Annotated in this window: 18 protein-coding genes; 2 read left to right on the forward strand and 16 right to left on the reverse strand. The window is 60.4% G+C overall.

The window, feature by feature from the left end; genetic code table 11:
- Positions 1-6: 6 nt before the first annotated feature.
- Both ccmB and ccmA read right to left on the reverse strand, forming a co-directional pair.
- The gene (gene ccmB, locus NCCP436_RS07875; protein ID WP_220803435.1) at positions 7-678 is read right to left on the reverse strand and encodes a heme exporter protein CcmB; all 672 of its coding nucleotides are present in this window, start codon (positions 676-678) and stop codon (positions 7-9) included.
- Positions 675-1,319 carry a cytochrome c biogenesis heme-transporting ATPase CcmA gene (ccmA, locus tag NCCP436_RS07880; RefSeq protein WP_220803436.1) on the reverse strand — a complete coding sequence of 215 codons (645 nt, stop codon included), beginning with the start codon at positions 1,317-1,319 and terminating at the stop codon, positions 675-677. Before ccmA ends, ccmB begins: the two co-directional genes overlap by 4 nt.
- Before the next feature lie 180 nt (positions 1,320-1,499).
- Here ccmA and NCCP436_RS07885 point away from each other — a divergent pair, with 180 nt between their 5' ends.
- The gene (locus tag NCCP436_RS07885) at positions 1,500-3,032 is read left to right on the forward strand and encodes a flagellar hook-length control protein FliK (protein WP_220803437.1); all 1,533 of its coding nucleotides are present in this window, start codon (positions 1,500-1,502) and stop codon (positions 3,030-3,032) included.
- On the forward strand, positions 3,029-3,373 hold the full coding sequence (locus NCCP436_RS07890) for an EscU/YscU/HrcU family type III secretion system export apparatus switch protein (protein WP_220803438.1): 345 nt from the start codon (positions 3,029-3,031) through the stop codon (positions 3,371-3,373). The genes NCCP436_RS07885 and NCCP436_RS07890 overlap by 4 nt, the downstream gene beginning before the upstream one ends.
- A 132-nt stretch (positions 3,374-3,505) precedes the next feature.
- Here the strand turns inward: NCCP436_RS07890 and NCCP436_RS07895 are convergent, their stop codons facing one another.
- From NCCP436_RS07895 to flhA, 14 genes are all read right to left on the reverse strand, one after another.
- The gene (locus NCCP436_RS07895; protein ID WP_220803439.1) at positions 3,506-3,919 is read right to left on the reverse strand and encodes a DUF2802 domain-containing protein; all 414 of its coding nucleotides are present in this window, start codon (positions 3,917-3,919) and stop codon (positions 3,506-3,508) included.
- 3 nt (positions 3,920-3,922) lie between these two features.
- Positions 3,923-4,402, reverse strand: a complete 480-nt coding sequence (locus NCCP436_RS07900; protein WP_021445082.1) for a chemotaxis protein CheW — start codon at positions 4,400-4,402, stop codon at positions 3,923-3,925.
- Between the two features lie 99 nt (positions 4,403-4,501).
- Positions 4,502-5,293, reverse strand: a complete 792-nt coding sequence (locus tag NCCP436_RS07905; RefSeq protein ID WP_220803440.1) for a CheW domain-containing protein — start codon at positions 5,291-5,293, stop codon at positions 4,502-4,504.
- A gap of 81 nt (positions 5,294-5,374) precedes the next feature.
- Positions 5,375-6,163 carry a ParA family protein gene (locus NCCP436_RS07910; RefSeq protein ID WP_220803441.1) on the reverse strand — a complete coding sequence of 263 codons (789 nt, stop codon included), beginning with the start codon at positions 6,161-6,163 and terminating at the stop codon, positions 5,375-5,377.
- Positions 6,164-6,245: 82 nt separating this feature from the next.
- On the reverse strand, positions 6,246-7,055 hold the full coding sequence (motD, locus tag NCCP436_RS07915) for a flagellar motor protein MotD (RefSeq protein ID WP_220803442.1): 810 nt from the start codon (positions 7,053-7,055) through the stop codon (positions 6,246-6,248).
- Between the two features lie 12 nt (positions 7,056-7,067).
- The gene (locus tag NCCP436_RS07920) at positions 7,068-7,808 is read right to left on the reverse strand and encodes a flagellar motor protein (RefSeq protein WP_220803443.1); all 741 of its coding nucleotides are present in this window, start codon (positions 7,806-7,808) and stop codon (positions 7,068-7,070) included.
- A 94-nt stretch (positions 7,809-7,902) separates the two neighbouring features.
- A complete protein-coding gene (locus NCCP436_RS07925) occupies positions 7,903-9,021 on the reverse strand; it encodes a chemotaxis response regulator protein-glutamate methylesterase (RefSeq protein WP_220803444.1) in 1,119 nt (372 codons plus the stop codon).
- A 41-nt stretch (positions 9,022-9,062) separates the two neighbouring features.
- Positions 9,063-11,249 (reverse strand): chemotaxis protein CheA, encoded by a 2,187-nt coding sequence (locus tag NCCP436_RS07930; protein ID WP_220803445.1) that lies wholly within the window; start codon positions 11,247-11,249, stop codon positions 9,063-9,065.
- Between the two features lie 12 nt (positions 11,250-11,261).
- Positions 11,262-12,050 (reverse strand): protein phosphatase CheZ, encoded by a 789-nt coding sequence (locus NCCP436_RS07935; protein WP_220803446.1) that lies wholly within the window; start codon positions 12,048-12,050, stop codon positions 11,262-11,264.
- A gap of 24 nt (positions 12,051-12,074) precedes the next feature.
- Positions 12,075-12,449 (reverse strand): chemotaxis response regulator CheY, encoded by a 375-nt coding sequence (locus NCCP436_RS07940; RefSeq protein WP_169968482.1) that lies wholly within the window; start codon positions 12,447-12,449, stop codon positions 12,075-12,077.
- Between the two features lie 106 nt (positions 12,450-12,555).
- Positions 12,556-13,302 (reverse strand): RNA polymerase sigma factor FliA, encoded by a 747-nt coding sequence (gene fliA, locus NCCP436_RS07945; protein WP_220803447.1) that lies wholly within the window; start codon positions 13,300-13,302, stop codon positions 12,556-12,558.
- The gene (gene fleN / locus NCCP436_RS07950; protein ID WP_220803448.1) at positions 13,299-14,129 is read right to left on the reverse strand and encodes a flagellar synthesis regulator FleN; all 831 of its coding nucleotides are present in this window, start codon (positions 14,127-14,129) and stop codon (positions 13,299-13,301) included. Before fleN ends, fliA begins: the two co-directional genes overlap by 4 nt.
- Before the next feature lie 88 nt (positions 14,130-14,217).
- Entirely contained in the window at positions 14,218-15,531 is a 1,314-nt protein-coding gene (gene flhF / locus NCCP436_RS07955) for a flagellar biosynthesis protein FlhF (RefSeq protein ID WP_220803449.1), read from the reverse strand.
- Positions 15,532-15,542: 11 nt separating this feature from the next.
- Positions 15,543-17,666, reverse strand: coding sequence for a flagellar biosynthesis protein FlhA (gene flhA, locus NCCP436_RS07960; RefSeq protein WP_220803509.1), 2,124 nt, complete (start codon positions 17,664-17,666; stop codon positions 15,543-15,545).
- Positions 17,667-17,722: the final 56 nt, after the last annotated feature.

The following is a 17,722-nucleotide window of genomic DNA, read 5'->3' on the forward strand; positions in this document are numbered from 1 at the left end:
TCTTTCTTATTCGCCAACGCTGATGGTCAGACCGGCGGCGATAGCAAAGGGTGTCAGAGTCACCGCCAATGCGGTGAGGCTGGCCAGCCACAACAGGTGGCCGGCAGCCGGCAGTCCTTGCAGAGCCGCCTGCAATGCCCCACTGCCAAGAATCAGCACCGGGATGTACAGCGGCAAAATCAGCAGCGCCAGCAGCAGTCCGCCGCGCTTGAGCCCGACGGTGAGCGCGGCGCCTACAGCACCGAGCAAGCTCAGCACAGGCGTACCCAACAACAGGGACAGCAGCAGCACCGGCAGGCAGCGGCCCGGCAAACCGAGCATTAGTGCCAGCAGAGGAGCCAGCAACACCAGCGCCAGCCCGCTAAACAGCCAGTGTGCCAGCACCTTGGCCGACACCAGAAGAGGCAGGGGGTGCGACGAAAGGACCCACTGTTCCAGCGAGCCATCTTCGAAATCACTGCGGAAAAGCCCGTCCAGCGAGAGCAGCACGGCCAACAGCGCCGCCACCCAGACCAGACCCGGCGAAAGGGTTTGCAACAATTGCGTCTCCGGCCCCACCGCCAGCGGAAACAGAGCAACGACTATGGCGAAGAACACCAGTGGATTGGCCAGATCCGACGGACGGCGGGCCAACAGGCGCATCTCTCGCGCAAGCAGTTGTATGAATACATTGCTCATGCCGCGTACCGTCCCAGATCCAGATCCCGGTAGCTGGCAGGTCTGTGCTGCAGGCTGTGGTGGGTGGTCAGTACTACTACACCACCGCCCTCACAATGAGTGGCCAGATGTGCCTCAAGCTGCGCCACAGCGTTCTTGTCCAACGCGGTAAAGGGTTCGTCGAGCACCCACAACGGTGGTGTGTCATCCAGATACAGGCGCGCCAGAGCCACTCGGCGCTGCTGGCCGGCCGACAGGGTATGACAGGGAACATCCTCGAAACCACGCAGCCCAACGGCTTCCAGCGCTTTCCAGATGACCTCTCGGCTGGCCGGACGATGCAACGCACAGAGCCAGGCCAGGTTCTCCTCGGCAGTCAACAGCCCCTTGATGCCGGCAGCGTGGCCGATCCACAACAGACTGCGTGCCAGCTCGCTACGCTGCTCGGGCAAAGCCCGCCCATGCAAACGGATTTCACCGGAAGTCGGTTGCCGCAGACCGGCCAGCAAACGCAGCAGGCTGGTCTTGCCGCTGCCATTGGGGCCGCTGATCTGCAACATCTCGCCAGGTTCCAGGGAAAAGGCCAGTTGCTCAAAGAGCACGCGCCAATCCCGCTCACAACTGAGCGCCACAGCTTCTAGGAAAGGAACGGAAGAGGTCATCGATACCTGGCTGGGTTAAAGTCGACGGAACCACGGCCGCTATACTGAGGCGTGCCGGATTAACTGCGCAGCAACGGGGCGGCATTATACATGGCCTACTGCTGCCCCCGCAGTCAGCATTTTCGACAGGGTGTGAACGAGGCAGTAACGCTTCGGCCGGCCCCACTCGTACGAGACAACATGAGCGAAATCAGTAGCCCGCGTCCTGTTCCCGCCTCTGCCCCCGTCAGCCGTAGCAGCCCGACGGCCACTGAACTGGCCGTTCGTTTGCTGCAACCGCTGGAGGGCATGCTCAAACCGGGTGAAAGCGCCCGGGCCGAGGTGATTGCCGTACGCGAACAGGCACAGAGCTTCGAGCTGTTACTGCGTCTTACCCTACAGGGCGGTCGCCAGGCCACTCTCAGGGCCGAGAGCCTGCGTCCGCTGCTGCAAGGCAGCAACCTGACCCTTACCGCCCTATCCGACACCCGACTGAGCGTACAACTGCGTGCGACGGAGAATCCGCCACTAAACCGTCTTGATCTTGGCCAGGTACCTCCCGGCACCCTGCTACAGGGCAAAGTGATCAACAGTACACCTTTGCCGGCGGCCAATGCGAGTGCCGCCTACCGGGTGATGGTCAATCTGCTCAACACACCATTGGCCGGCAGTACCCTAGCTATCGACAGTCTCCAGGATCTCGCCATCGGCAGCCTGCTCAGCGCCCGAGTGCAGGACAGTCAGCAACTGGCCTTTCTGCCCCTGAGCAACCGCCTGGATCAACTGGCCCTAGCCCAACAACTGGCGGCCCAACAGAGCCGCCAGGGCTCGCTGGAAGGCTTGCTCAAGGGGATACAGAGCATGAACGGTGTCGACGAGGCCCTGCGCGGCAGCATCGACAGACTACTCGCAACTCTGCCGGACAGCGCCCAGCTCAGCACTGCCCGCGGGCTGGCCCAGGCACTTGAAGGCAGTGGGCTGTGGTTCGAAGCACGACTGCTGCAGGGGCAGACCAGCGCTCTTGCAGTTGATCTCAAAGCCAACCTGTTGCGCCTGATTGCCCAACTGACGGTACAGTTGCCTGGCGGCAACGCTGCCCTGGCCAGCCTGCAAAATGCCTTTGGTCAAAACCTGCCGGGTCTTGCGCGGCAACTCTTTGGCCCACAGGCAGGCGGTACCTTGCGTCAACAAGCACTGACCTTTCCCCTGCCCTCACGCCTGCTGCAGAACCTCGACGGCGAGGCTGACCTGGAAACCCTGCTCAAACTCGCCGCCGCCGCCATTTCGCGACTGCAGACTCACCAGTTGTCGAGCCTGGCTCAGACTCAGGTAGACGCCAACGGCAACCTGCTGACGACCTGGCAACTGGAGCTGCCGATGCGCCATCAGCTGGATCTCATCCCACTGCAGATAAAGCTGCAGCGCGAACAGCAAAAAGGTCGCGACGACAAGAGCGAGGAGCGGGACATGCTCTGGCGTATCGAACTGGCCTTTGACCTGCCACATCTTGGCCCGCTACAGGTACGCGCCCAATTGCTACGCGGCAGCCTGTCCAGCCAACTATGGGCCGAGCGCACTGACACCGTATCGCTGATCAACGCCGAACTGGAGAATCTGCGCGAGCGCCTGCGCTCTGCCGGACTGGAGGTAGGCGAACTGATCTGTAACCAGGGCATGCCCCCCCAAGGCCCACGCACCTCGCTTGAGCAGCGCTGGGTGGACGAAACCGCATGAACAGAAGAACAGAAAGCGCAGGTCGCCAAGCCATCGCCCTCAACTATGACGGACAGAATGCCCCTGTCCTCAGTGCTAAGGGTGACGACGAGCTGGCCGAGGCCATCCTCGCCATCGCTCGCGAGTACGAGGTGCCGATCTACGAAAATGCCGAGTTGGTGCGCCTGCTGGCTCGCCTGGAGCTGGGCGAGGCGATTCCCGAAGCGCTCTATCGCTGCATCGCCGAAATCATTGCCTTCGCCTGGTATCTGCAAGGCAAGGCACCGGCCGGATTTTCCGCTCAGCAGGCAGACTCCCAGACAGACGTAACTGCACTACCCCGCCTGCCCGGGCCGGAATAAGGAGGAAAACCAGGCGCTGCAGGAAAAGTCGCCGAGCGAAAGCCTGGCAAGAATAAAACAGGTGAATAGACGCAGTTTAGTGCGCCAGACAAGTACTCCGAGCCTGTTTTTAGCCCCCTTTTCGGACACAGCCTAGGGTTTCTTCGGCTGATGCAAGCGACTGATCAATTCGGCCTCGGCCTTACTCAGGCCACAGGACTGGGTGAGATCCTCGACACTGGCCCCCATACCCACCAGCCGGGCTGCCTGGGTAAAGGACAGGCTGTCGGGATCGCGCTGCTCGATCTGGCTGAGCTTGTCCGGTAGCGGCGCGACAATGCGACGCAACTCGTGTAGTTCCTCACCCATGCGGATGCTTCCGGTAAGGTAGGCATCCAGGCGCTTGCTCAATTCACGAATCCGCCCGTCACGCGCAGCGTCACGCCGCGCCTGCTCCGCCAGCAGACGCTGCTGGCTGCGGTACAAGCCGTTGCAGACGATGCCCAGTGCCACACACAGCAGCGTCACAAAGGCCAAACCCAAAGCCAGCAGGGCGAATTCGGACATGCTTCAGATGCTCTCCAGCTCCGACCATTCCTCTTCGGTCATCATCTTGTCCAGCTCGACCAGAATCAGCAGTTCGCCGTTCTTGTTGCACACGCCCTGAATGAACTTGGCCGATTCGTCATTACCGACATTCGGTGCGGTCTCGATCTCCGACTGACGCAGGTAAACCACTTCGGCCACGCTGTCGACCAGGATGCCGACCACCTGCTTGTCTGCCTCGATGATGACGATACGGGTATTGTCGGTCACAGGGGCCGACCCCAGACCGAAACGCTGGCGGGTATCGATCACGGTCACCACGTTGCCGCGCAGGTTGATGATGCCCAGTACATAACTGGGCGCACCCGGAACCGGGGCAATCTCGGTATAGCGCAGGACTTCCTGAACCTGCATCACGTTGATGCCATAGGTTTCGTTATCCAGGCGAAAGGTCACCCACTGCAGAATCGGATCTTCGGCGCCCTGTGCAGAACTTTTCTTCATGTCCCTAGCCTCGTCAAAAACCGCTCAGCGCGGCATGCGCGGGTCTGCCCGCTTGTCATCAATCACTGGATCCGCTCGCACGGACCCCACCCACTTTTTTCAATGCATCCGGACACCGGCCGGGCCCCGCGTGCCGCCACTGGCGATCAGTTCGGCAAGCGCCGCCACGTCGAGCAACGCACACATGTGCTCGATTACCGTACCAGCCAGCCAGGGCCGCTGAGTCCTCTGGCTACGCCACTTGACCTCAGCGGGATCGAGACGGATCGAGCGGCTGACCTGATGCACCGCCAGCCCCCATTCGTATCCTTGCACCGAAATCACATACTGCAGGCCATCGCGGAAATCATCCCGATAGCGATCAGGCATCACCCAGCGAGCCGTGTCTAGTACCTTGAGGTTGCCATTCTGGCTTGGCAGGATGCCGAGAAACCACTCCGGCTGACCAAATAGGGGCGTCAGCTCCTGGCCGTTAAGCGGATAAATGGTACCCAGGCAGATCAGCGGCACCGCCAGAGTCAGACCAGCCACGTCGAACAGCAGGCACTCGAAGGGTTCCTCGGCCCAGCTCGGACGGCCATCAGTCAACAGTACCGACGGACGAACCTCCGGAACAGGTGGGACAACCGGCTCAACGACAGGCGCCGGCGTCGGTTGAGACACAACCGGCTCGACCTCGACCCGCGCCAGTACTTGAGGCGCCGACGCGACAGGCGTCATGACCGGTTTCAAACGTGCATCGCGTACCTGCTCCTCAAGCACCGCCGCCTCGAACTCGTCGAGACTGACGCTAGATGCCTCCAGTTCGACAGTGGCTTCCTGCAGCAAGCCGTCAAGATAGGACTGCAAGGCCAGATGGGAACGCGGCGTAGTGGCAACATTACGACTCATGAGGCAAATCCGATGCAGAAGCTACCCAGACTATCGGCCGCAACGGCATGCGACTTGAGCGCAATCCGACAGGTATTCATATCAGGCTACCTGTGAAGCCGGCTGCTGCGTCAGCAGGTGCTTGAGCAGAGCCCGATAGGCAATCACCCCGCGGCTGTTGGCATCGAACTGGGAAGGCGTCAGACCGGCCCGACTGGCGTCACGCAGACGGGTATCAATGGGAATGTAGGCCTGCCAGAGATGATCCGGATGGGTGCTGCGCAGAATCTTCAAAGTACTCATGGATGCCTGAGTACGACGATCGAACAGTGTCGGCACGATGACATAAGGCAGCGACTGCTTGCGCGAACGGTTGATCATGGCCAGCGTGCTGATCATCCGCTCCAGCCCTTTGACCGCAAGGAACTCGGTCTGTACGGGGATTACCAGTTGCTGACTGGCGGCCAGAGCATTGACCATCAGCACCCCGAGCAGCGGCGGACTGTCGATGATCGCGTGATCGAAACTGCCCCATAACTGTGCCAGACTCTTGGCGATCACCAGCCCCAGACCACTCTGTCCCGGAGACTGACGCTCCAGCGTGGCCAGTGCAGTGCTCGACGGAAGCAGCGATATGTTGTCATGGCTAGTGCCATGCAGCAGTTGCTGAGCAAGCCCCTGCGGTACGCTTCCCTGGTGCTGAAACAGATCAAAGCAGCTGTGTTCCAGAGTATCGGGATCGTGGCCGAAATAACTGGTCATCGAACCGTGTGGATCCAGATCAATCACGACAACACGCTTGCCGGCCTCAGCCAACAGGCCGGCCAGAGCAATGGAAGTGGTGGTCTTGCCCACTCCCCCCTTCTGATTGGCAACTGCCCAGACTTTCATTTTTCTTCATCCTCCCGGCATGAGGCATCCAGGCCGAGATTGGCAAACGCCGACCCAAAACAGGCGACTGAAATTTGACAGCTCACAACTGCGACTCCTCTGATGCAGACGTCGGTGCAGATTGTGTGCCACCCCCGGCAGACGACGGAGCTACACCGCTCTCACCCTGCCGGGTATCCAGATTGCGCGAAATGACCAGAACCACACGCCGGTTGCGCGCGCGCCCCTCAGCCGTGGCATTGTCGGCCACCGGCTGAAACTCACCGTACCCCACTGCCGCCAGACGGGTTGGATCCACACCATCCATCGCCAGCATGCGCACAATGCTAGCGGCCCGTGCCGAGGACAGCTCCCAGTTGGTCGGATACTGGGCAGTCTGGATTGGCAGATTGTCGGTGAATCCTTCGACCCGGATCGGATTCTGATAGGGCGCCAGAATTTTGGCTACCTTTTCGATAATGGCAAATGCCTCGTTATTGGGAATGGCATCGCCGCTGGGAAACAGCAGACTGGAGCTGAGTTCAATCTCGATCCAGGTCTCGTTACCTCGCACGATCAGTTGATCACTGCCAATCAACTCCCCGAAGGCCTCACGCACACTATTGGCAATGCTTTGCAGGCTGGAGTCCGAACTGGGGTCGTCCATCTCGGTATTGTCCGGTTCGCTGGTACGCGGGCGCTCCTCACCGACGGGAATGGGCTGGACAGACCTATCCGGCTGATTGAACACACCGGTCAGCGACTCCGAAAGAATCTTGTACTTTCCTTCGTTGATTGAGGAAATCGAGTACATCACCACAAAAAAAGCGAACAGCAGGGTAATGAAGTCGGCGTAGGAAACCAGCCAGCGCTCATGATTCTCGTGCTCTTCGTAGGATCGCCTGCGCGCCATGGCCTTCCTCCATCAGTCCATGAAGCCCTGCAGCTTCAGTTCGATGGAGCGTGGGTTTTCGCCTTCGGCAATGGAGAGGATGCCCTCAAGCAGCATCTCGCGGTAACGCGACTGGCGCAACGCGATGGACTTGAGCTTGTTGCCTGCCGGCAGCAGCATCAGGTTGGCAAAACCAACACCGTAGATGGTTGCGACGAAGGCCACCGCAATACCGTTACCGAGCATGCTCGGATCAGCCAGGTTGCCCATTACGTGGATGAGCCCCATCACCGCCCCGATGATGCCGATGGTCGGGGCATAGCCGCCCATACTCTCGAACACCTTCGCGGCCTGAATGTCACGTGCTTCCTGAGTGTAGAGGTCGACCTCCAGAATGCTGCGGATCGACTCCGGCTCGGCACCATCGACCAACAGCTGCAGGCCCTTGCGCGCATAGGGGTCGGCTTCGCTATCGGCCACCGACTCCAGTCCCAGCAACCCTTCCTTGCGCGCCACCATGCTCCAGCCGACCACCCGGTTGATGCCACCAACCAGGTCGATCTGTGGCGGAAAGAAGATCCAGCGCAGCGTTCCCAGAGCGCGCTTGAACACGCTGACCGGTGTCTGCAAAAAAGCCGCGCCAAGTGTGCCGCCGAATACAATCAGCGCCGCCGGCCCGTTGATCAGGGCTCCGGCACTACCGCCTTCAAGATAATTGCCACCCAGTATCGCCACAAAAGCGAGGATGACGCCGATCAGACTCAGTACGTCCATGCAGGCACGTCCGAATTGACAAACGGTTGATCGCCTCGGGCAACACCGGATACAGGCAACCCAGTCGGCGACACGCCAGTTGCAGCTCCGCGCATCACTGGCAGGCCTCGGTCAGATGGCGGCCGATGTCGTCCAGGCTGTACACAGCATCGGCCAGGTTGGCCTTGACCACCGCCATCGGCATGCCATAAATCACGCAACTGGCCTCGTCCTGCGCCCAGACCTGACTGCCACCCTGCTTGAGCATTCGCGCGCCCTCGCGACCGTCGGCCCCCATACCGGTCAGCACTACCGCCAGCACCTTGTCACCGTAAGACTTGGCTGCCGATCCGAAGGTGATGTCGACGCAGGGCTTGTAGTTGAGACGCTCGTCTCCCGGCAGAATTTTCACCGTACCACGCGCGTCCACCATCATCTGCTTGCCGCCGGGAGCCAGCAAAGCCAGTCCCGGGCGCAACTGATCGCCGTCTTCTGCCTCCTTGACACGGATCTGGCAGAGCTTGTCCAGTCGCTCGGCAAAAGCCTTGGTAAAGGCAGCTGGCATGTGCTGGATCAGCACCAGGGGAGTGGGAAAGTTGGCCGGCAGTTGGGTCAGCACGCGTTGCAGGGCCACCGGGCCACCGGTTGAAGTACCGATGGCAACCAGCTTGTATGCCTTGCGCCGTGGCGCAACGCCGGTTGGGGCAGTACTAGCGGCAGGTGCTGGCGATGGCTTGGGCGCAACCGGAGTTGCAGCCGGACGCGGAACTGCGACACGCGTAGCCGGTGCAACAGGTGCTGTAGCCGATGGCGTTGAAGGAGCGACAAAGCGGCGGTTGCTGCGAGCGATGGTATGCACCTTCTCACAGAGCAGTTGCTTGACCTTTTCCGGATTGCGCGAGATGTCCTCAAAATTCTTCGGCAGGAAATCCACCGCTCCGGCATCCAGAGCGTCGAGCGTGACCCGTGCGCCCTCGTGAGTCAGCGAGGAGAACATCAGAACCGGTGTCGGACAACGCTGCATAATGTTTCGAACAGCCGTGATGCCGTCCATCATCGGCATCTCGTAGTCCATGGTGATCACGTCCGGTTTGAGTGCCAACGCCTGGTCGATGGCTTCCCGTCCGTTGGTGGCCGTCCCCACTACCTCGATGCGTGGATCGGCCGAGAGAATTTCCGAAACACGCCGGCGGAAGAATCCGGAGTCATCCACCACCAACACTTTGACTGCCATAAACACTCCTCAACGGCGCGGCCCAGCCGGCGCCGCAACCATCAGAAACGCCGGGCGTAGCGCTTGAGCATGCTGGGGACATCGAGAATCAGGGCGATGCGACCATCGCCGGTGATAGTCGCCCCGGACATGCCGGGCGTGCCCTGCAGCATCTTGCCCAGAGGTTTGATGACCACCTCCTCCTGACCCACCAGCTGATCAACGACAAAGCCAATACGCTGGCTGCCGACAGTTAGGATCACCACATGCCCTTCACGCTGTCCTTCCTGGAAGGCTTGCGGCACCAGCCAGCGCTTGAGGTAGAACAGCGGCAGCGCCTTGTCCCGCACAATCACTACCTCCTGACCATCGACCACGTTGGTACGCGACAGATCGAGGTGGAAGATCTCGTTGACGTTGACCAGCGGGAAGGCGAAGGCCTGGTTTTCCAGCATCACCATCAGTGTCGGCATGATCGCCAGGGTCAGCGGCACCTTGATAACGATCTTCGAGCCCTGCCCCTTCTGCGAGAAGACATTGACCGTGCCGTTAAGCTGGGAAATTTTGGTCTTGACCACGTCCATACCGACGCCGCGGCCGGAGACATCGGAAATCTCGGTCTTGGTCGAGAAGCCCGGGGCAAAGATCAGGTTGTAGCACTCGAAGTCGTTGAGCCGTTCGGCCGCATCCTTGTCCAGCAAGCCCTTTTCCACGGCCTTGGCACGCAACACGTCAGCATCCATGCCCTTGCCGTCGTCGGTGATGGTCAGCAGGATGTGATCCCCCTCCTGCTCGGCCGACAGCACCACGCGTCCGGTACGGGGTTTGCCGGCCTTCTCGCGCTCCTCTGGAGTTTCCACGCCATGGTCGACGGCATTACGTACAAGGTGCACCAGAGGATCGGCAAGCGCCTCGACAAGGTTCTTGTCCAGATCCGTCTCTTCCCCCACCAGCTCCAGGTTGATTTCCTTCTTCAGCCCTCGCGCCAAATCACGCACCAGGCGCGGGAAACGACCGAATACTTTCTTGATCGGCTGCATGCGGGTTTTCATCACCGCAGTCTGCAGATCGGCCGTCACTACATCGAGGTTGGAGACTGCCTTGGACATAGCCTCATCGCCACTATTGAGCCCCAGGCGTACCAGTCGATTGCGAACCAGCACCAGCTCTCCGACCATGTTCATGATCTCATCGAGACGCGCGGTATCTACACGAACCGTGGTTTCCGTCTCATGCCCCGCCTTGTCCGCTACCGCCGCAGCGGCACGCGGTGCTGCCGGTTTGGCTGGCTCTACCTTGGCTGTCGGTGTCGGCTTGGGAGCCTCTGCCCTGGAGGGCTCAGCCTTCGGCTGAGGTGCGGAGGCAGCTGGCGGGGCCGGTTCACTGGGTGGAGAAAACTTGCCCTTGCCATGCAATTGATCAAGCAGCGACTCGAATTCCTCGTCGGTGATCTCATCGCTAGGCGACGCGGCAGCTTCGCTGGCAGCAGGTTCAGCAGCAGCCGGCACCGCGGAGAACTGGCCCTTGCCGTGCAACTGGTCGAGCAAGGCCTCGAATTCTTCATCGGTGATCTCGTCACCAGCCGGTTCAGCTGTCGCCAGCGGTGGCGTAGTGGCGACAGCCCCGCTGAATTGGCCCTTGCCGTGCAACTGGTCGAGCAACGACTCGAATTCATCGTCCGTGATCTCGTCACTGGCGGCACTATTTACATCGGCTGGAGTCTCGTCCAGAGCGTCAAGCAGTTGCTCGAACTCGCTGTCGGTAATATCCGCCGCTTCGCTCTCGACAGAGACAACGGACTCTGACGGCTCAGGGCTGGCGACCGGTTGCTCAGCCTGAGGCGGCATCTCATCGGCCCGGCCCGGCTCGGCCAGACGGGCAAGCGCAGCCAACAGTTCGGGAGATGCGGGGGTCGGCTCGCGCCGCTCGCGCACCTCGGCAAACATGCCATTGACCGTGTCCAGAGCAGCGAGAACCACATCCATCAATTCCGAATCGACGCGACGCTCGCCCTTGCGCAGTACATCGAAGACGTTCTCTGCAATATGGCAGCACTCCACCAGCTCATTGAGCTGGAGAAATCCTGCTCCGCCCTTGACAGTGTGGAAGCCGCGGAAGATGGCATTGAGCAAGCTCATGTCGTCCGGGCGGCTTTCCAGCTCGACCAACTGTTCGGACAACTGTTCGAGAATCTCGCCGGCCTCTACCAGGAAATCCTGGAGAATCTCTTCATCGGCGCCGAAGCTCATAGTGTGTGCTCCTTAGAACCCTAGACTGGACAGCAGGTCGTCGACATCATCCTGACTGCTGGCGACATCATCACGCTTATCGGCACGAATTTGCGGACCTTCACCCCGGGAAGACTCTTTTCGTTCTTCAACTGCGGCGCGCAGGACGGCATGATCGTGCTGGATGCCGGCAAAGCGGTCGACCTGACTGGCCATAACCACCAGTTTGAGCAGATTGCTTTCCACTTCGGTCACCAACTGGGTGACACGCTTGATCACCTGGCCGGTGAGGTCCTGGTAGTCCTGCGCCAGCAAAATGTCGTTGAGATAGCCGGACACCTTCTGTCCATCCCGTTCGCTACGGGCAAGGAACAGCTCAATACGCTTGGCCAGCTCGCGAAAGCCCTCAGCCCCCATTTCGCGACGCATGAAGCGCCCCCACTCGGCGCTCAGGCTCCGCGCCTCATCACTCAGGCCGTTGACCAGTGGCGCACTCAGCTCAACCAGATCCATGGTGCGGTTGGCTGCCCTCTCGGTCATGGTGACCACATAGTTCAGGCGTTCGGTAGCGTCGGAGATCTGTGACAGTTCTTGCGCATGGGGCATGCGCGAATCGATCTGGAAGTTGACAATAGCGTTGTGCAACTCACGGGTCAGCTTCCCGACCTCATGGTACAAGCCGCGATCCCGAACCTTGTTGAGTTCGTTGATCAGTTGCACTGCAGCGCCAAAGTTACCTTGTTCGAGGCTATCGACAAGGTCGCGGGCATTGCTTTTCAGGGTCGACTCAAGGTCGCCCAGCGTGGAGTCATCGTGTTCCATAGCACCCTCGCGGCCAAGACAACCTCAACCGTTGACCCGCTCGAAGATCTTCTCGATTTTTTCCTTCAGCACCTGGGCGGTGAAAGGCTTGACCACATAGCCGTTCACCCCGGCCTGAGCCGCCTCGATGATCTGGTCGCGCTTGGCCTCGGCGGTCACCATCAGCACCGGCAGGTGCTTGAGGCGCTCATCGGCGCGCACCGCGCGCAGCAGGTCGATACCGGTCATACCAGGCATGTTCCAGTCGGTTACCAGGAAGTCGAAACTGCCGCTCTGCAACATCGGCAAGGCCGAGGTACCGTCATCGGCTTCCGCGGTGTTGGTAAAACCCAAATCCCGCAAGAGGTTCTTGATGATCCGTCGCATCGTCGAAAAATCATCAACGATGAGGATTTTCATGTTCTTGTCCAAGTCGACCTCCGTACAGTCCCAGACGTATTGCGTTCGCAACTACGCCCTTCAATCGCCAAACCGTTCAGCAGGCTCCCGCCTGCAACTACGCTGTTCAGCCAGCGCGCCATTCACTCAGTCGCGAACGCAGCCGGGCAGCACACTGGCTATGCAACTGACTCACACGCGATTCGCTGACCCCCAGCACTTCACCGATTTCCTTTAAGTTCAGCTCTTCATCGTAATACAGTGCCAGCACGAGCCGTTCACGCTCCGGCAAACCGGCAATGGCCTCGGCCAAGGCCGCCTGAAAGCGTTCATCTTCAAGTTCCCGCGAAGGTTCGAGGTGGGTGTGCCCAGCGTCTTCGTGCAATCCGGAGTGCTCGCCGTCCTGCAGCAGGTCGTCGAAGCTGAACAGTCGGCTGCCCAAAGTGTCGCCAAGAATGCCGTAGTAATCTTCCAGACTCAATTGGAGTTCGGCCGCAACCTCATGATCTTTAGCGTCGCGACCGGTTCTTGCCTCAACGGCGCGAATCGCATCGCTGACCATACGGGTATTGCGGTGTACCGAACGCGGTGCCCAGTCGCCCTTGCGCACCTCGTCGAGCATGGCACCGCGGATACGAATACCGGCAAAGGTTTCGAAACTGGCCCCCTTGCTGGCGTCGTATTTGCGAGAGGCCTCCAGCAGACCAATCATCCCGGCCTGAATAAGATCGTCGATCAACACGCTGGCCGGCAGACGCGCCATCAAATGGTAAGCAATGCGCTTGACCAGCGGCGCATGGCGTTCAATCAGCTGATACTGGGAATCCTGCGTGCACGCCTTGTTGTACATACGAAGTCCAGTGGCTGCTGTCATAGGGTCGAGCCTGCCGTGGGTTGCTGTACCAGACGCTCGACAAAGAACTCCAGATGGCCACGGGGGTTGGCCGGCAACGGCCAGTTGTCGACCTTCTGGGCAATCGCCTTGAACGCCAGGGCACACTTGGAACGCGGAAACGCTTCATAAACAGCACGCTGTTTCTGCACGGCCTTGCGTACGCTCTCGTCGTAAGGCACGGCCCCCACGTACTGCAGGGCAACGTCAAGGAAACGATCCGTCACCTTGGTCAGCTTAGCAAAGAGATTGCGCCCTTCCTGGGGGCTGTGCGCCATGTTCGCCAGCACCCGGAAACGGCTGATGCCGTGATCACGATTGAGTAGTTTGATCAGCGCATAAGCGTCGGTAATGGAGGTCGGCTCATCACACACCACAATGAGAATTTCCTGCGCCGCACGGACGAAACTGACCACTCCGTCGCCAATGCCGGCGGCAGTATCGATCACCAGTACGTCGAGGTTCTCGCTGATGTCACTGAAGGCTTGGATCAATCCGGCATGCTGCATCGGTGTCAGGCTGACCATGCTCTGCGTACCGGAGGCCGCCGGCACGATTCGAATGCCGCCCGGCCCCTGCAGCAGCACGTCGCGCAGGTCGCATTCACCGGCGATCACATCAGCCAGCGTGCGTTTAGGCGTCAGCCCGAGCAGCACATCGACATTGGCCAGACCAAGGTCCGCGTCCAGCAGCATTACCCGGCGCCCCAGATCAGCCAGGGCCAGGGACAGATTGACCGACACATTGGTCTTGCCGACGCCACCCTTGCCGCCAGTCACCGCGATAACCTGTACGGGATGCATACCCATGTTTTTCCTACACCTTGTCTTACTTCGCCTTGGCCATCTGGCCGTTCTCACCCGCCTTGTCCGCAGGAGATTTTTCAGCAGTAGCCTTTTAGCCGGCTCGTGCCGGCTTCTGATAGAGCCCGGCAAACAGTTGCGCCATGGTCTCCTCGCTCGGCTCCTCGGCAGCCTGCAATCCCACGGCACGGCTGACCAGCTGATGACTGCGGGGCACCTGCAGATCATCCGGAATACGCGGCCCATCCGTGACATAGGCTACCGGCAGATGCTGGCCTATAGCCAGACCCAAAACTTCACCCAGACTCACTGCTTCGTCCAGCTTGGTCAGTATGCAACCTGCCAGACCACAGCGCTTATAGCTATGGTACGCGGCCTTGAGCACCTGAGTCTGGCTGGTTGCTGCCAGCACCAGATAATTCTTCGCCTTGATGCGCGCCGATGCCAGACTTTCCAACTGCAGGCGCAGAGCCGGATCACTGCTCGGCAGACCGGCGGTATCGATCAGTACCAAACGCTTTTTCGCCAGCGGAGCCAGCACCTGTAACAGTGACTGACCGGGATCCATCTGGACCACCGGTACGCCAAGAATGCGCCCCAGGGTCTTGAGCTGCTCCTGGGCACCAATACGGTAGCTATCCATGCTGACCAGAGCCACCTGCTGTGAGCCGTACTTAAGGACATAGCGAGCCGCCAGCTTTGCCAGGGTGGTGGTCTTGCCCATACCGGCCGGCCCTACCAGAGCAATCACTCCGCCCTCTTCCAGCGGTTCAACCTTAGGCGTCCTGATTGCATGGGCCAAATGCGCCAGCAGCAAACGCCAGGCCTGCCGCGGCTCGGCCACGCCGCCCACCTGATTCAGCAGATGTTGCGACAGCTCGGCTGAAAACCCCATGCGCTGCAGACGGCGCCACAGACTGGCCTGTTGCGGACGATGGCTCTGCAGCTGTCCCCAGGCAATAGAGCCCAGCTGTACCTCGATCAGCTCCCGAAGGCCATTGAGTTCAAAACGCATGGCCTCCAGTGCCGCTGGATCAACCGAAGGCGCCGCCGGCTGTGGAGTCGGCTCGGCGGGACGCTGTGCCCGAACCGGCGTTACCGGCAACTCCGGGGCCAGTAGGGATTCGTTGGCGAACAACTGGCGGTCCTTGAGCGCACTCTGCTCGGCACGCAGGGCCAGCTCTGCCTGCGCTCCAGCAATACGCGCCTGGGTCTTGCGCAGTTCGGCCTCCAGAGCCGGATTGGGACGCACCGGAGCAGGCGCCACCTGATAATCCAGCGCTGCAGTCAACTCCACTCCACCGGCCACACGACGGTTGCCGATGATCGCGGCATCAGCACCCAGCTCGTCACGCACCAGTTTCATGGCAGTTCGCATATCGGCGGCGAAGAAGCGTTTGACCTGCATGACCCTTTACCTCAGTTCTGGCCCACGGTAGCGACTATGGTGACCTGCTTGTTATCCGGAATTTCCTGGTAGGCCAGCACATGAATGCTAGGCACCGAGAGCCGCGCAAAGCGCGACAACATCGCCCGGATCGGACCGGCCACCAGCAGGATCACCGGCTTGCCGAGCATTTCCTGGCGCTGCGCCGCTTCCACTAGGGAACGCTGCAGCTTCTCGGCCATCCCTGGCTCAAGGAGGATGCCCTCCTCACTGCCCTGACCGGCCTTCTGCAGGCTATTTAGCAATATCTGTTCCAACCTTGGCTCCAAGGTAATCACAGGCAGCTCCGGCTCTAGTCCCACAATGCCTTGGACGATTGCACGGGCCAGTGCCACGCGAACTGCAGCGACCATCGCGGCGGGATCTTGACTCTTCGGCACCACGCTGGCGATCGCTTCGGCAATGGTGCGGATGTCGCGCACCGGCACCTGCTCGGCAAGCAGCGCCTGCAGCACCTTGAGCAGAGTCGACAGCGACACCAGTCCCGGCACCAACTCCTCGGCCAGCTTGGGCGAGCTTTTGGCCAGCAGTTGCATCAGTTGCTGCACTTCCTCGTGGCCCAGCAGTTCATGAGTGTGCTTGTGCAACACCTGATTGAGGTGGGTGGCGACCACGGTACTGGCGTCTACCACGGTATAACCAAGCGATTGGGCTTGATCACGCTGACCCGGATCGATCCAAATGGCCTCCAGACCGAATGCCGGATCCTTGGCGGAAATACCATTGAGCGTGCCAAATACCTGTCCCGGATTGATGGCCAATTCCCGATCCGGATAAACCTCGGCCTCAGCCACGCACACCCCCATCAGAGTCAGGCGATAGGCATTGGGCGCCAGATCAAGGTTGTCGCGAATATGTACTGAGGGCATCAGAAAGCCCATTTCCTGCGACAGCTTCTTGCGTACGCCCTTGATCCGCGCCAACAACTGTCCGCCCTGATTGCGGTCAACCAAGGGGATCAGGCGGTAACCCACTTCAAGGCCGACCATATCCACCGGCGTCACATCGTCCCAACCCAGCTCCTTGACCTCCTGCGCCTTCTGAGCCGGCAGCAGCTCCTGCTGGCGCTGTACCTCCTGCCGCTCCTGCTCCTCGGCACGACGCTTCTTGTCAGCGATCCAGTAAGCACCACCGGCCGCCACCAAACCCAAGCCGATAAAGGAAACGTGCGGCATGCCGGGCACCAGCCCCATGGTAATCAGAATGATCGAGGCCACGGCCAGTGCGCGCGGCGACGCGAACATCTGCCGATTGACCTGCTGGCCCATATCCTCGGAATTGGATACCCGGGTCACCATGATTGCCGCCGCGGTGGACAGCAACAGAGAAGGAATCTGCGCCACCAGACCGTCGCCAATCACCAGCAGGGCGTAGATCTGACTGGCGTCGGAAAAACCCAGCCCATGCTGAAGCATGCCGATGGCCATGCCACCGATCAGGGTGACGAACATGATCAGCAGACCGGCGATGGCGTCGCCGCGAACAAACTTGCTGGCACCATCCATGGAACCGTAGAAGTCGGCCTCCTGAGCCACTTCAGAACGGCGCTTGCGAGCCTCGTCCTGATCAATCAGGCCGGCGTTAAGGTCTGCATCGATAGCCATCTGCTTACCAGGCATGGCGTCAAGGGTGAAGCGCGCGCTGACTTCGGAAATCCGTCCGGCACCCTTGGTGACGACCACGAAGTTGATGATAACCAGGATGGCGAAGACCACCACACCGACCACGTAGTTACCGCCGATCACCACCTCACCGAAGGCCTGGATCACCTTGCCCGCGGCGTGCGGGCCTTCCTGGCCGTGCAGCAGCACGACGCGAGTTGAGGCGACGTTGAGCGCCAGGCGCAACAGGGTGGCCACCAGCAGGATGGTGGGGAATACGGCGAAGTCCAGCGGGCGTAGCGCGTAGACGGCGACCAGCAGCACGACGATGGACAAGGCGATGTTGAACGTGAACAGGGTGTCGAGCAGCAGCGGCGGGATTGGCAGCGTGACCATGCCCAGCAGCGCCAGCAGCAGCAGCGGGATGCCCAGGCTGCCCTGACGCAGACCCGTCAGATTGCCCCTTACGTCCCCGATGATTTGCGAGCGATTGATGTTGAATGCCACTTGCCCACCCCAGACAGTTCAATCTTTTGACGCAAAGATGCGTT

Origin of the sequence: Pseudomonas sp. NCCP-436, from assembly GCF_019656335.1 — a bacterium.
Taxonomy (GTDB): domain Bacteria; phylum Pseudomonadota; class Gammaproteobacteria; order Pseudomonadales; family Pseudomonadaceae; genus Aquipseudomonas.

Excerpts from the sequence above, each read along its gene's own strand:
- NCCP436_RS07920 (WP_220803443.1), bottom strand. The coding sequence starts at position 7,808 with ATGGACGTACTGAGTCTGATCGGCGTCATCCTCGCTTTTGTGGCGATA.
- NCCP436_RS07905 (WP_220803440.1), bottom strand. The coding sequence starts at position 5,293 with ATGAGTCGTAATGTTGCCACTACGCCGCGTTCCCATCTGGCCTTGCAG.
- motD (WP_220803442.1), bottom strand. The coding sequence starts at position 7,055 with ATGGCGCGCAGGCGATCCTACGAAGAGCACGAGAATCATGAGCGCTGG.
- NCCP436_RS07895 (WP_220803439.1), bottom strand. The coding sequence starts at position 3,919 with ATGTCCGAATTCGCCCTGCTGGCTTTGGGTTTGGCCTTTGTGACGCTG.
- ccmB (WP_220803435.1), bottom strand. The coding sequence starts at position 678 with ATGAGCAATGTATTCATACAACTGCTTGCGCGAGAGATGCGCCTGTTG.
- fliA (WP_220803447.1), bottom strand. The coding sequence starts at position 13,302 with ATGACAGCAGCCACTGGACTTCGTATGTACAACAAGGCGTGCACGCAG.
- NCCP436_RS07930 (WP_220803445.1), bottom strand. The coding sequence starts at position 11,249 with ATGAGCTTCGGCGCCGATGAAGAGATTCTCCAGGATTTCCTGGTAGAG.
- flhF (WP_220803449.1), bottom strand. The coding sequence starts at position 15,531 with ATGCAGGTCAAACGCTTCTTCGCCGCCGATATGCGAACTGCCATGAAA.
- NCCP436_RS07925 (WP_220803444.1), bottom strand. The coding sequence starts at position 9,021 with ATGGCAGTCAAAGTGTTGGTGGTGGATGACTCCGGATTCTTCCGCCGG.
- ccmA (WP_220803436.1), bottom strand. The coding sequence starts at position 1,319 with ATGACCTCTTCCGTTCCTTTCCTAGAAGCTGTGGCGCTCAGTTGTGAG.
- NCCP436_RS07900 (WP_021445082.1), bottom strand. The coding sequence starts at position 4,402 with ATGAAGAAAAGTTCTGCACAGGGCGCCGAAGATCCGATTCTGCAGTGG.
- NCCP436_RS07940 (WP_169968482.1), bottom strand. The coding sequence starts at position 12,449 with ATGAAAATCCTCATCGTTGATGATTTTTCGACGATGCGACGGATCATC.
- NCCP436_RS07935 (WP_220803446.1), bottom strand. The coding sequence starts at position 12,050 with ATGGAACACGATGACTCCACGCTGGGCGACCTTGAGTCGACCCTGAAA.
- NCCP436_RS07910 (WP_220803441.1), bottom strand. The coding sequence starts at position 6,163 with ATGAAAGTCTGGGCAGTTGCCAATCAGAAGGGGGGAGTGGGCAAGACC.
- fleN (WP_220803448.1), bottom strand. The coding sequence starts at position 14,129 with ATGGGTATGCATCCCGTACAGGTTATCGCGGTGACTGGCGGCAAGGGT.
- NCCP436_RS07890 (WP_220803438.1), top strand. The coding sequence starts at position 3,029 with ATGAACAGAAGAACAGAAAGCGCAGGTCGCCAAGCCATCGCCCTCAAC.
- NCCP436_RS07885 (WP_220803437.1), top strand. The coding sequence starts at position 1,500 with ATGAGCGAAATCAGTAGCCCGCGTCCTGTTCCCGCCTCTGCCCCCGTC.